We start from the raw sequence: 13382 nt of genomic DNA, 5'->3' as shown, positions 1-13382 counted from the left end.
TTTAGGGCTGTGCCACTCCGGCCATTTCACCTAGCTGGGTTGAGGCGATCGCAAGCTTGGACAAGGTCCAGGCGCCCGACGCGTCGAGCTGACGCTGGACACTGTCAACACGGCCCGCCTCTTCCTCATTGACGGTGATCCAGGCTTCTACCAGGTTCTCCGCCCATTCACGGCTCGGCTCCTCCACCCCCTGGGCCAGGGACCCGCCGGCCTGTAGCGCAAAACGCATGGCAGACGCAGTCATGGCCTGCTGACTGGCATAGAAATCTTCCATCAGGCGACGCACCGCAAGGCGGTCCCAGTGCTGATCGGAAACGACTTCCTGACCCATGCCGCGAAGGCGATCAAAGCGGAACCGAGCCCCCATGGCATGATAGAGGAAGGCGGTTGACGCCAAGGGCCAGTCGCTGCTGATCGCCATGTCGATAACATCCGTCGACGAGGTCAATGGACGCAGCTCGGCCACAGCCCGGGCGAGTTCTTCCGGAGCACCGGATTCAACGAAGGCTGAACGACGGGCTTCGAAACCCTGGCGCTCATGATCGGAAATGATCAGATGCACCATCGTGCGCAATTGCTGAACACCCGGCTGGTAGGTGTCGATCACGTCACGGATCGGCTCTGCCTTGGTGTGGGACCGATTGCGATTGCGACGAACCAGCCAGTAGGTCTGGCGGCGCAGCAACCGAATGATTTCTTCGTGCAGCTTCAGCTGGACATTGGCCGGGGCCATATTGTCGAGCGCATTGATCTGATCGGTGAGCTCGGCATAACCAAACACTTGGCGACCCGCCTCGAAGGCGCGGGCGATAGCCGGAACCGTGGCCGCCGTACTGTCAATCGCGCGGTGGATGAAAGTCGGGCCCCCCAGATTGATCATCTCATTGGCCAGGATCGTGGACACGATCTCGCGCTTCAGGCGGTGACCATCCATGCCATCGGAGAATTTGTGCAGCTGATCGGGGAAGTAATTGATCAGCATTGAACGGAAATGCTCGTCATCCGGCACATCCGAGGCCACCAGCTGATCGAACAGGGTGATCTTGGCGTAGGAGATGAGAACGGCCAGTTCCGGACGAGTGAGGCCTTCACCTCGCCCCTTGAGCGTCTGGATCCCGTCTGCCGAAGGCAGGAATTCGACCTCGCGGTCCAGTTGGCCCAGATCTTCCAGACGGCTCATGAAACGCTCATGCGCATCCAGATCGGCGATCGCGGTCTTCTCCGCCATCGTCAGGGCAAGTGTCTGGTCGTAATTGTGCTTGAGTACATGATCGGCGACATCATCCGTCATCGATTCCAGCAGCTCGTCGCGGCTGTCGCGATCCATGTCACCGCCGCGAACGACCGGGCGCAACAGGATCTTGATATTGACCTCGTGGTCCGAGCTGTCCACGCCAGCGGAATTATCGACAAAGTCGGCATTGGCCCGGCCACCATGACGGCTGAACTCGATCCGTGCTGACTGGGTGAAGCCCAGATTGGCGCCTTCGCCTATGACTTTGGCGCCCACCTCTTCCGCGTTGATACGCAGGCCGTCATTCGCCTTGTCGCCGACTTCCCAGTGCTGTTCGTGCGTGGCTTTGACATAGGTGCCGATACCACCGAACCACAGGAGTTCTGTCTCGCTCTTGAGCAGGGCCTGGATCAGCTCGGTCGGGCTGACAGCGTCCTCGGTGAGACCGGTCAGCGCCTTGATTTCATGCGTGAGGGTGATCGTCTTGGAGTTGCGCGGGAAAATGCCGCCGCCCTTGGAGATCAGGCTCTGGTCATAATCCTGCCAGGAGGAACGCCCGAGCTTGAACAGGCGGTCGCGCTCTTCCCAGAGCTTTTCCGGGTCCTGTGGATCCGGGTCGATGAAGATATCGCGATGGTCGAAGGCAGCGACAAGCTTGATCTGTTTGGACAGCAGCATGCCATTGCCGAACACGTCGCCGGACATGTCGCCAACGCCCACAACCGTGAAGGGCTCGTTCTGGATATCCTTGCCCAGTTCGCGGAAGTGACGCTTGACGGATTCCCAGGCGCCGCGCGCGGTAATACCCATCTTCTTGTGGTCGTAACCGGCAGAGCCACCCGACGCAAAAGCATCACCAAGCCAGAAGTCGAACTCATTCTCCGCCATGCCATTGGCTGTATCGGAGAAGGTCGCCGTACCCTTGTCGGCGGCAACAACCAGATAGGGGTCTTCATCATCCCAGCACACGGAGCGATCCGGGCGGATGACAGCGTCCTCGACAATATTGTCGGTGATATCGAGCAAGCCGCGGATGAAGGTCTTGTAGGCTTCACGACCCGCTTCGAACACTTCGTCACGCGAACCATTGCGCGGCAGGGTTTTCGGGTAGAAACCACCCTTGGAACCGACCGGTACGATGACGGCGTTCTTGACCTGCTGGGCCTTTACCAGGCCAAGCACTTCTGTGCGGAAATCATCGCGGCGATCCGACCAGCGCAGGCCGCCACGGGCAACCGGGCCGAAGCGCAGATGCACGCCTTCCACATCCGGAGCCCATACGAAGATCTCGCGGTAGGGTTTGGGCAGGGGCAGCTCTTCCAGCAATTCGCTGGCGATCTTGATGGAAATGCGCGGTTTGGGATTTCCGTTCTCGTCACGCTGGAAGAAGTTTGTGCGCAGCGTAGCTTCAATAAGGTGGAAGATCCGGCGCAGGGCGCGGTCATGATCGAGGCTGGCAACAGCATCGAGCTGCTCACGCAGGGACTGGGAAACCTCCCAGACCGCGTCGCCCCGTGCCTTCATGTCACCGTCAAATTCCGGATCGAACTTCACGCGTGCCAGCTCGAGCAGGCCCTTGGCAATGCCCGGATTGGCGGCCAGCGCCTCTTCCTGGATGCTCTGCGAGGGGTCGAGGCCCGTCTGCTGGCGATAGCGCGCACAGGTGCGCAGGAAGGCAGCCTCCCGCCAGGTCACACCGATCTCGACGATCAGGCGATTAAAACCGTCATCCTCGGCCCGGCCCTCGGCCATGGCCAGGAGGGCGTCTTCCAGCTCGCCGGCAAATTCCTCGAGGGAACGGCCTTTGAGTGCATCAGATTTCATTTCGAAATCATGCACATAGGCACGATCCAGTGCCTGGCCTTCCTCTGCACGGCGATCCACCGGGAAACCGGTTTCCTGAACCACGACAAGACCGAGATTTTCCAGTACCGGCATGACACGCGACAGCGAGACAGGCTTCTGGATACGGTAGATCTTGAGGCGCAGCTCGTTATCCGCATCATCAGGTTCGGTATAGACACGCACGGCAACCTGCTGCGGATCGGTCAGAGACTCGATCTTGATGACGTCCTTGAGAGCCTCTTCCGGATCATAGAGTTCGCGATAACCAGCCTTGAAGGCGCCCTCATAGGCGGGCATGCGCAGACGGACCCTGTCCGTGGCAGTGCGGCGAACATGGGTCTCGAAATCATCTTCCCAGGTACGGGCAAGCAGCGCGACACGGCGTTCCAGCTCATCAACATCCGGCTCCGGATGATCAAACGGGTTGAGACCAATGATGTAGTGAACCCGCGCCAGCGGGCTGTCTCCGAATTGCGGATAATAGGCCGAGAGACGTCCACCAAAGGAGTCGCGGATCAGCTCACCAGCCTGTTCGCGGACCTTGGAATTATAACGATCCCGCGGAACATAGAGCAGGGCCGAGACAAACCGGTCGAACTGGTCGCGGCGGATGAATAACTTGGTGCGCGGGCGGTCATTGAGGTGAAGAATGCCGAGGCTGATTTCCAGAAGGTCATTCTCATCCGTCTGGAACAGCTCGTCGCGCGGATAGTTCTCGACGGTATTGCGAAGCTTTTTGGCATTGTGCGTGCCCGGTGTCTTGCCGGCGCGCTCCAATACTCGGCGGACCTTGCGGCGGATCAGCGGGACATCGCTGGCGCTCTGGTCATAGGCTTCAGCCGTGAACAGGCCAACAAAACGTGCCTCACCGATAACCGCACCGTCCTCGCGATATCGTTTGACACCGATGTAATCCATGTAGACCCGACGGTGCACGCGGCTCTTCATATTCGCCTTGGCGACAATAATCGGCGTCGGTTCGCGCAGGAAAGTCTCGATGGCCGGAGTCAGTACCGCTGGCTCGGAGCCCTTGCGTAGAACATGCCGATCCGGGTCGCGCAACACGCCACGGCCTGTATCGGCACGCACCCGCGGCACACGATTGGCCATTGCGCCGTCTTCCTCGACCTCGAAGTCGTAAACACGGCATCCCAGGAAAGCGAAATGGTCGTCTCGGATCCAGCGCAGGAATTGCAGTGCTTCAGCCATCTCTTCTGGAGATGCATGGCTCTTGGCGGCTTCCAGGTGCGCGATGGCCTCGTCCATCTGCGCGCGCATGTCAGCCCAGTCCTCAACAGCGACACGCACATCATCCAGCGTGCCGGTGACACCATCAATCAGGCTCTGTTGGGAGAGTTCGTCGAGCGGCGGCAGGTGGACCTGGATCATGGATTCCGGCAACACGCGGCCGCCTGCATCCACACGCTCGCCCTTGGTGCCGCGGCGGGCCTGAACGATGGGATGGAACATGGCAATGATATCGTGACCCTGGGCCCCGATCTCCGCCATGACTGAGTCGACGATAAACGGCCGATCACGTCCGATTATTTCCAGGATGCTGCGCGGCATATCCGAGCCGTCGGCGCGTTGGGCCGGACGCATGCGGATCAGGATTTCATCTCCCGGGCGCTCGCCTCCAAACGACCAGAATTCCAGGCTCATCTTGGCCAGGTCATCCGCCGAAACACGCTCCAGATCCTCGGAGAGTGCGTCATCAAATATCTGAGAAAAGAAGGAGTTCCCGAGATCACCGCATTCTTTTCCGCATGCGTCCTGCCAACGCTTGCGCGCGGCCTCCATGAACTCGGCGCGCGTATAGGCGTGCGCTACTCCGACGACCGCCCCCATGGTGCAGATCTCCCTGACTGGTATATTTTCCCGGGAGCCTAGACCTGTTTGCGCCGGGCGCAAGCCAAACCCACCGCATATGCTGCAAACCGGAATTCGGAATATGCAGGCGGTACGGCATGTTAGCGCTCACGCTGGGTGTCTTGATCTGGATCAAAAGAGACGACGGCACCGCCGAGTAGGGACAGGGGAACCCGGCGGCGCCTTCAGACCTCAATCGGCAGGCTGGGGGGACGCACGTTCGAGGCCTGATCGTCTCAACAGTTCCGGGCTCTGGGGGGAGATCCCGAAACCGTGTTACGTCAACTTATGTAGAGACCGTTTGTCTGATTCCAAGAGGCAGCGGCGTTAGATGCCGTCAAAATCAGACCTGCAATCGCAACAGAGATAAAACGCGCCATATCGTGACCCTCGCTTTCTGTGAGCGGCGGGCGCTTCAGCCGTCGCTGAACGCCATATGGGTATCGTCTCGCGGATTTGTAGGGCGCACGCCTTCACAGGTTTGTGAGAGCTGAGAATGCGCAGCGCCAGAGGCGAACCGCGATCACGGTTACGCGCGTCTTGGCGCCCACGCGCACGAATTTCCACGATGCCAATGCCGAACATGCGCACAAAGCCTGGTCAGCAGATATTGGCTCCGGATCATGACAAAAGCTGATTGGCTCGCTAACCGTCACCCGGTGACAATTCCTGGCAATCTGCCCTTGCGTGCAGGGAAATCACTGCGCAGCCGGACGAATTTAATAATATCGGCGCACGACTTCAATCGTGTCGGCCCGCCCGCAATCTCCGATTTTCTCAACAGGGGCAGCACAACCCGCACTTTGGGTTGTGTGACAAAACTCCCTAAACTTCAGGAAACCACATAATCTAAAACTATCGCCAGATCAGGTGTTTGGTGTTCTTCGAAATATGGACATGGAGGCGAATTTTGCGTTTCGCCAACGTGTTAGACGGCAAGATTACAGAAATACTGTTAGGCGTGACTGGAAACCAGGTCGATACAGTCCGGGAGGGCATCCCCGGATTTTCTGTAAACAGATCGGATCAAGCTGAGAAGTGACTGGATCGTTCAAGAATTCATACCTAAGAACCATCCCTGATACTGTGATGATTTCTGCCCTCCATGTTCGAATTGCGACATATTGAAATATAGCCACAGACTATGAGGACAAAATGAGTGCGAGAGGCCCGACGAGTATTGACCAGCATGTAGGCGCACGCCTACGTCTGCGCCGAAGTCTCCTGGATATGAGCCAGTCCGAGCTCGGCGAAAAACTCGGCGTAACCTTCCAACAGGTCCAGAAGTACGAGCGCGGCACCAATCGTATTGGCGCCAGCCGACTCTTCCACGTGGCCAAGGTCATGGAAGTCCCGGTTGCCTATTTCTTTGAAGGTCTGGACGAGAGCGGCAGCTCGGAGCTCAAGGGTGAGGACTCCGACACGCTGTATGATTTCATTGCCAGCCCGGATGGCCTGGCCCTGGCATCAGCCTTTTCCGGCATCAAGGACCAGACGGTTCGCCGACGTGTGATTGATCTACTGCGCTCCCTTTCGGAATAAGCGCACGGACATCCAGATGAATTGAAGCCGAACGGGTTTGCCTCCGTTCGGCTTTTTTTCTGCCCCTGAATTTCCTTCGCAAAGCCCCAGCTCCGTCGCACACCGCTGGCATCCTGACACTGATAGAACCCGGCAACAGGAGAGCGACATGCGCAAGACCAGCGAAAACTCGACCGAGCGTGACACGAGCTACAGCTCGATGGAACTCCTGCACGGCACACTTCGCGCCAAGACGGTCGCACGCGAGCGCAAGCCGGTACATGCCAATGACATGTTGAAGAGGATATTCCGGAAACTCTGAGAAAAGAGAATGGAGCGGGCGATGAGATTCGAACTCACGACATTCACCTTGGCAAGGTGACGCTCTACCCCTGAGCTACGCCCGCTCAATGTTTGCAAGGCCGTGGCCCTGCTGGGGAGCGGGGTATATCGCGCAAACGGAAAAGGAATGCAAGCCCCACAAGCGGTTCACATGCAGCGGTCTTGAAATGCCCTTGGAGGCAGGCTTCAAAAGGCTCATGCACAAGAGCCGCAACGACCTGTTCGACTTCTTCGACGACCATGGGATTTCGCATTCCACGGTGGAGCATGAGCCCGTTTTTACCGTCGAGGAGGGTCAGCATATCAAGGCCTCCATGCCGGGAGGACACACCAAGAATCTCTTCCTCAAGGACAAGAAGGGGCAGATCGTTTTGATCTCGGCACTGGGCGAGACGACGATCCGCATCAACAAGCTCCACCGTCATCTGGGCACCCAACGGCTGTCCTTCGGCAAGGAAGACCTGCTCTTCGAGACACTCGGCGTGCGCCCAGGTTCGGTAACGGCCTTCGCACTTATCAATGATGTAGACAAACGCGTCCGCATGGTTCTGGACAAGGCCCTGTTCGAGCATGAGATCGTCAATTTCCATCCCCTGCTTAACGACGCCACCACAGCGATCGCCAGCGAGGATTTGCTCAAATTCGTCCGTGCGACGGGTCACGAGCCGGTGATTTTCGATTTCTCCGAGCTTGAAACAGCACCGCCCGACACAGTTTGAGAACTTGCACTCCCCGTCCTTTGCCGCCACTTAGGGGATGAAAGATACAAGGCAGAACCATGACCACGCTGAATGATCCCAACACCGCCGCCAGCGATGACCTGGTAAAGGACTCCACTGACCAGACTTTCATGGCTGACGTCGTGGAACCGTCCAAGGACGTCCCGGTTCTAGTCGATTTCTGGGCGCCCTGGTGCGGTCCCTGTCGTCAGCTTGGCCCCATGATCGAACATGTGGTTCGTGAAGCCGAAGGCACGGTCAAACTGGTCAAGATCAATATCGACGAAAACCCGGGCATCGCACAGCAATTGCGGGTGCAATCCATCCCGGCCGTGTTCGCGTTCAAGAATGGCCAGCCGGTTGATGGTTTCATGGGCGCTCTGCCGGAAAGCCAGATCCGCGATTTCATCCGTCGTATCTCGGGTAATGGCCCGAGCCCGGAAGAGCTTCAGGCCTATGTCGAACAGGGAATGCAGGCCCTGCAGGCCAACGATCTTCAGAGCGCATCGCAAGCCTTCGCGGCCGTGCTGCAGAATGACCAGAAACACGTCGCAGCCCTCGCAGGCCTCGCGCGTGTCTGGATCCAGAGCGGTGATATCGAGAAGGCCCGCCAGATCCTGGAACAGGTTCCGGAAGCAGAGCGCTCCCACCCGGCCGTGGAAGGTGCCCAGTCCGCCATCGACCTAGCCTCCGGCGCCCCGAGCGATGACGCCGAAACCGCCGTTCTGCGTCAGAAAGTCGCCGCCAATGCCAGTGATCTACAGGCGCGTTATGATCTCGCCGAAGCCCTGATCGCAGCCGGTGACCAGTCGGGCGCCGTTGACCAGCTGATCGCCATTACCGCGCTGGACCGCGAATGGAATGAACAGGCTGCACGTACTCTCCTGCTCAAGGTCTTCGAAGCCGAAGGACCGATGAGCGAAGTCACCCGCGACGGCCGCCGCCGCCTCTCCTCAATCCTCTTCTCATAAGGACAAGAAGATGAGCGAAACTCCGCAACACGTCGTTGATCCGAAACTGCTGGAAATCCTGGTCTGCCCGGTTACTCGCAGCACGCTGTCCTATGACAAGGATGCCCAGGAACTGATTTCCGAGAGCGCGGGACTGGCCTATCCGATCCGCGACGGCATTCCGATCATGCTTCCCGACGAAGCCCGCCAGATCGAGGACTGACATGCGCCCCTGGCCCACCGAGCTCCGCTTTAGCAAAAGCGACAAGGCGTTGATTGCGCGTTTCGACAATGAGGCGGAATTCTCCATTCCCTTCGAGACCCTGCGTGTGGAAAGCCCCAGCGCAGAGGTGCAGGGCCACAGCCCAGACCAGAAAGTTACGGTTACTGGCAAGGAAAACGTCCTCGTCACAGGTGCCGAGCCTGTCGGGCGTTACGCTGTGCGGCTGATCTTCGATGACGGCCATGATAGTGGTCTGTTCACCTGGGACTATCTCTACGCGCTGGGAGAGGCGTCCCGCTGATTACAGGGGACGTAAATGCTGGCCACCTTTCTTGCAGCTCTGGTGCTGACAACAACAGGTCCGGATGATTTCACGACCGGACCGCTGATCACCGATTTCGGACCGAATGCGTTAGTCGACGCCGAGATGGTGATCCCGGAAGGCTTCATCTTCCGTCACAGTTTCGACTTTGCTGCCGAGGCCGACGCGGGCGAGCTGAACCGCAATCTGGTCAGCGCGGCGCGCTTTCTCAACATGCATGTCCGTGCCGGAGTTCCGGTTGAAAACCTCAACCTGGCCATCGTGGTCCATGGTGTCGGCGTGCATGATGTCGCCGATGCCACCATCTATGCTGGGCGCCATGAAGGCGCGGCAAACGCTAATGCAGCCTTGATCGCACAACTCGTTGAACATGGTGTGCGTATCTATGTCTGTGGGCAGAGCGCCGCCTATTACGATGTTGCGACGGCCAATCTTCTTCCGGGCGTTGAAATGGCACTGTCTGCCATGACAGCCCATGCCGTGCTGCAGGCAGAGGGCTATACGCTCAACCCGTTCTAGGCTGCGGTCAGCTTTTCGCCCTTGAGCAGACGAGGCGGATCACCCGTCTCGCCGCCGGCCTGGCGCATAAAGAACCGACGCGCCGGCGGAATCGCATTGACGATCGACAGGCCGAGCCCGCGAATGTGACGTATCGGCTCAATGTCATTGGAGAAGAGGCGCGTGAAGATATCGGTACCGACCGCCAGTGTGGCGCTGTCGAATTTCCGCCAGTCCTCATATCGTCGCAGGGTCGTCAGGGCACCCAGATCATGACCGGTGCGTTTGGCCTCGCCACACACTTCCGCCAGAGCGGCCGCATCGCGAATACCAAGATTGAAACCCTGACCCGCGATCGGGTGGATACCGCGGGCAGCGTCACCAACAAAGGCGAGGCGCGGCTGACAGAAATGCTCTGAATAACGCAGGCCCAGCGGATAGACCCAGCGCGGCCCCACAGGGCGAACCTTGCCGAGAAAATCACCGAACCGGTTTTCCAGCTCGTATTGGAAAACCTCGTCCGATGCATTCTTCAGCGCTGCGGCTGCCTTGTCGCCCTCGGTCCAGACGAGCGAAGAGCGGTTGTCAGGAAGTGGCAGGATGGCGAATGGCCCAGCCGGCATAAAGTATTCATAGGCCACACCATTGTGTGGTTCCTCATGCTGCACCGTGGCGACCACACCGTTCTGACCGTAATTCCAGCCATAGGATCGAACCCCGCTCTGTGCCTTGCGGCGGGAGAACTTGCCATCACAGGCAACGATCAGCGACGCGGACAGCTTACGCCCGTCATCCAGGGTAACTTCGCCGTGGTCACCAAAAATCTCGTGGTTGATAACCTTGGCCGGTGAGATGGCCACAATCCGGTCACGGTTCTTGAGCACCTTGACCAGAGCGTGCCGGGTATGCCGGTTCTCGGCCATCCAGCCCAGGGGCTCACCATCGGGTCCGTCACTGATTTCGCGCCTGTCGAAATGCAGGGAGTGTCGACCCGGACCGCCAGGCTTGGTGCCGCCATAGGGTCGGCCATCACAGACCAGAATATGTTCAATACGTTGCGTGTGGGGGTGGAGATGTTCAGCGACGCCGAGTGCCTCAAACATGCGCCAGGACGTGTAGGCCAACGCCGAGGAGCGACCGTCAAACGTCGGCGCCAGCTGGTCCTCGACCGGCAATGCGTCCACCACGGCAACCGACAGTCCCGCCTGGTCCATCGCCAGGGCCAGTGTCAGACCGGCCAGACCACCGCCGACAATGACCACATCACCTTCAAAGAAATATTCCTGCGTCATGAACGGGAGCATAGGCGGATTGACGCCTGTGAAAAGCGGACACAGCGCCGCGGCCTGCTTTATCTTCTGTTAACGCCCCGGGAACCCTTACAGGGCTAAATGATCCGCATGTCCAAGCGTACCCAGCCAACTGACGAACCTGTCGCCAAACAACCGCCGCTCTGGCGGCTACGTGCGCGCGACGTGATTTTTGGCAGCATCATGCTGGTCGGCGGGCTGTTTTTGCTCGTCTCCCTGCTGACCTACAACCCGCTCGACCCGAGCTGGAATGTCGCGTCTGCCAATGAAGTCAGGAACTTCATGGGAAGCTTCGGCGCCGGTCTGGCGGATCTCTCCCTGCAGCTCGTTGGGTGGTCGGCCGGCTTCCCGGCGATCGCCTGCATCCTCTGGGGCGGGATCATGATCTGGCGCATGCCGCGCCATCGCTCCCATTCCATGGCTCCCTCACGCTGGTTCTTTGCCATCATCGGCACGTTGGGACTGGGCATGTGCCTGAGCGCGCTCCCTATTCCCGCGACCTGGCCCTTCCCGACCGGTCTGGGCGGTTCGCTCGGTGACCTGATGGCCGGGTTCGTGGCCCAAGGCCCACAAGCGCTTGATCTGCCGTCCGCTGACATTATTTCGGCGGGCGTCGGATTCCTGATCGCGATATTGGGCGTGTTCATGACGTTTGGCCTGCGCTCCGGCGACATTGCTTCGGCGGCCGATGTCGCCAGTCTGGCCTGGGCGACCGTGCGTGTATGGATCGACGCCCTGCGTGGCATTGGCCCATCAATCAGCCGTCTGTTTGGCGGTGACGCAGACACCGAGCCGACGGTAGAACGCCGCGAGCCATCGCGCGAGGACCCTCCGCTGCGCAAGGCCATGCGCGCCGCTGCCAAAGCGGATGACGAGCCCGAGATCGACGATATCTCCGAACCGGTTCCCGGCGGTATCGCATCCACGGTGAAAGTCGCAGCGACAAAGAAAGCCAAAGCCTCCGGCCGGGATGTCCGTGAAGCTCAGGGTGCCTTGCCCTTTGCCAAGACCAAGGGCTTCAAGCTTCCGCGCCTGGATCTTCTGGCCAAACCCGCCATTCGCAATGATGCGGTCGATGAGGCCGCGCTGCGCCAGAATGCCGAGCTCTTGCAAGGTGTCCTATCCGATTTCGGTGTGAAGGGCGAGATCGTCCAGGTTCGACCGGGCCCGGTTGTAACGCTCTATGAATTCGAGCCGGCGCCGGGTGTGAAATCCTCACGCGTGATCAATCTGGCAGACGATATCGCTCGTTCGATGAGTACCACCGCAGCCCGTGTTGCCGTGGTTCCCGGCCGCAATGCCATCGGTATCGAACTTCCCAACGCCCAGCGGGAAACCGTCTTTCTGCGCGCCTTGCTCAATGCCAAGGCCTTTGAGGACGCCAAGGCCGAGCTGCCCATGGCACTGGGTGAAACCATTGGCGGCGAACCCTTCGTCGCCGACCTGGCGCGCATGCCACACCTGCTGATCGCCGGTACGACGGGCTCGGGTAAGTCGGTGGGTATCAATGCCATGATCCTCTCACTGCTCTACCGCCTGCCGCCGGAAGAGTGCCGGATGATCATGATCGATCCGAAAATGCTGGAACTCTCGGTCTATGACGGCATTCCCCACCTGCTGACACCGGTCGTCACGGATCCGAAAAAGGCTGTGGTCGCCCTGAAATGGGCCGTGCGCGAAATGGAAAGCCGCTATCTGCGCATGTCCAAGATCGGCGTGCGGAATGTCTCCGGCTTCAATGAGCGTGTCGTCGAAGCGATGGAGAAGGGCGAAGACCTCTCCCGGACCGTCCAGACCGGCTATGACAAGGAAACCGGTGAACCCATCTTCGAGACCGAGACGATCGAGACCGAGAAAATGCCCTATATCGTCGTCATCATCGACGAGATGGCGGATCTGATGATGGTCGCCGGCAAGGAGATCGAAGCCGCCGTCCAGCGTCTGGCCCAGATGGCCCGAGCCGCCGGCATTCACCTTGTCACAGCGACCCAGCGCCCCTCCGTGGACGTCATTACCGGTACGATCAAGGCCAACTTCCCAACCCGGATCTCCTATTCGGTGACGTCCAAGATCGACAGTCGGACGATCCTGGGCGAACAGGGTGCCGAACAGCTGCTGGGCATGGGTGACCTACTGTACATGGCATCCGGTGGCCGCTTGCGCCGCCTGCACGGCCCGTTCGTTTCCGACCGGGAGGTCGAGGACATTGCCAGCTTCCTGAAAAAACAGGCTGCTCCAGAATATCTCGACGCGATCACTGCCGGTGGCGAGGAAGACGAGGACGGCATTCCGGGCATGGAAGGCGAGGGCAGCGGCGATGCACTGTTCGACCAGGCCGTCGCTCTTGTAGCCAAGGACCGCAAGGCCTCGACCAGCTATATCCAGCGCCGCCTGCAGATCGGCTATAACCGCGCCGCCACGCTGATCGAACGCATGGAAGAAGAAGGCATGATCGGCCCGGGTGACCATGCCGGCCGTCGCGAGATCTTTCTGCCGGAACACGGCGAAGGCTGACCTGAAACATCCGTAATCTCGCTGACGCTGTGTTG

At 59.5% G+C, this 13382-nt stretch carries 10 protein-coding genes and 1 tRNA gene; 8 read left to right on the top strand and 3 right to left on the bottom strand.

Annotation, left to right across the window (positions count from 1 at the left end):
- Position 1: 1 nt before the first annotated feature.
- The gene (locus JJ889_RS01395) at positions 2–4927 is read right to left on the bottom strand and encodes an NAD-glutamate dehydrogenase (protein WP_291890972.1); all 4926 of its coding nucleotides are present in this window, start codon (positions 4925–4927) and stop codon (positions 2–4) included.
- A 1176-nt stretch (positions 4928–6103) separates the two neighbouring features.
- On the opposite strand from JJ889_RS01395, the gene JJ889_RS01390 reads away from it, so the two are divergent.
- Together JJ889_RS01390 and JJ889_RS01385 are read left to right on the top strand one after the other, a co-directional pair.
- A complete protein-coding gene (locus tag JJ889_RS01390) occupies positions 6104–6490 on the top strand; it encodes a helix-turn-helix transcriptional regulator (protein WP_291890971.1) in 387 nt (128 codons plus the stop codon).
- 148 nt (positions 6491–6638) lie between these two features.
- Positions 6639–6791 (top strand): hypothetical protein, encoded by a 153-nt coding sequence (locus JJ889_RS01385; RefSeq protein WP_291890970.1) that lies wholly within the window; start codon positions 6639–6641, stop codon positions 6789–6791.
- A gap of 10 nt (positions 6792–6801) precedes the next feature.
- On the opposite strand, the gene JJ889_RS01380 is transcribed toward JJ889_RS01385, so the two are convergent.
- A tRNA-Gly gene (locus JJ889_RS01380) sits at positions 6802–6876 on the bottom strand.
- A gap of 132 nt (positions 6877–7008) precedes the next feature.
- Here JJ889_RS01380 and JJ889_RS01375 point away from each other — a divergent pair.
- Genes JJ889_RS01375 through JJ889_RS01355 form a run of 5 tightly spaced genes read left to right on the top strand, consistent with a single transcriptional unit; the run spans position 7009 to position 9544 of the window.
- Positions 7009–7530 carry a YbaK/EbsC family protein gene (locus JJ889_RS01375; protein ID WP_291890969.1) on the top strand — a complete coding sequence of 174 codons (522 nt, stop codon included), beginning with the start codon at positions 7009–7011 and terminating at the stop codon, positions 7528–7530.
- Positions 7531–7589: 59 nt separating this feature from the next.
- Positions 7590–8501, top strand: coding sequence for a thioredoxin (trxA, locus tag JJ889_RS01370; protein WP_291890968.1), 912 nt, complete (start codon positions 7590–7592; stop codon positions 8499–8501).
- 10 nt (positions 8502–8511) lie between these two features.
- Positions 8512–8703, top strand: coding sequence for a Trm112 family protein (locus JJ889_RS01365; RefSeq protein ID WP_291890967.1), 192 nt, complete (start codon positions 8512–8514; stop codon positions 8701–8703).
- A gap of 1 nt (position 8704) precedes the next feature.
- A complete protein-coding gene (locus tag JJ889_RS01360) occupies positions 8705–9004 on the top strand; it encodes a DUF971 domain-containing protein (protein ID WP_291890966.1) in 300 nt (99 codons plus the stop codon).
- 15 nt (positions 9005–9019) lie between these two features.
- The gene (locus JJ889_RS01355) at positions 9020–9544 is read left to right on the top strand and encodes a DsrE family protein (protein WP_291890965.1); all 525 of its coding nucleotides are present in this window, start codon (positions 9020–9022) and stop codon (positions 9542–9544) included.
- On the opposite strand, the gene JJ889_RS01350 is transcribed toward JJ889_RS01355, so the two are convergent.
- Entirely contained in the window at positions 9541–10815 is a 1275-nt protein-coding gene (locus JJ889_RS01350) for a UbiH/UbiF/VisC/COQ6 family ubiquinone biosynthesis hydroxylase (protein WP_291890964.1), read from the bottom strand. The genes JJ889_RS01355 and JJ889_RS01350 overlap by 4 nt on opposite strands.
- A gap of 108 nt (positions 10816–10923) precedes the next feature.
- On the opposite strand from JJ889_RS01350, the gene JJ889_RS01345 reads away from it, so the two are divergent.
- Positions 10924–13347, top strand: a complete 2424-nt coding sequence (locus JJ889_RS01345; RefSeq protein WP_291890963.1) for a DNA translocase FtsK — start codon at positions 10924–10926, stop codon at positions 13345–13347.
- Positions 13348–13382 lie beyond the last annotated feature (35 nt).

The organism is Maricaulis sp. (genome assembly GCF_017643475.1).
GTDB lineage: Bacteria > Pseudomonadota > Alphaproteobacteria > Caulobacterales > Maricaulaceae > Maricaulis.
The sequence above is the reverse complement of the archived record's forward strand: the minus strand, read 5'-3'. Positions and strand labels throughout refer to the sequence as shown.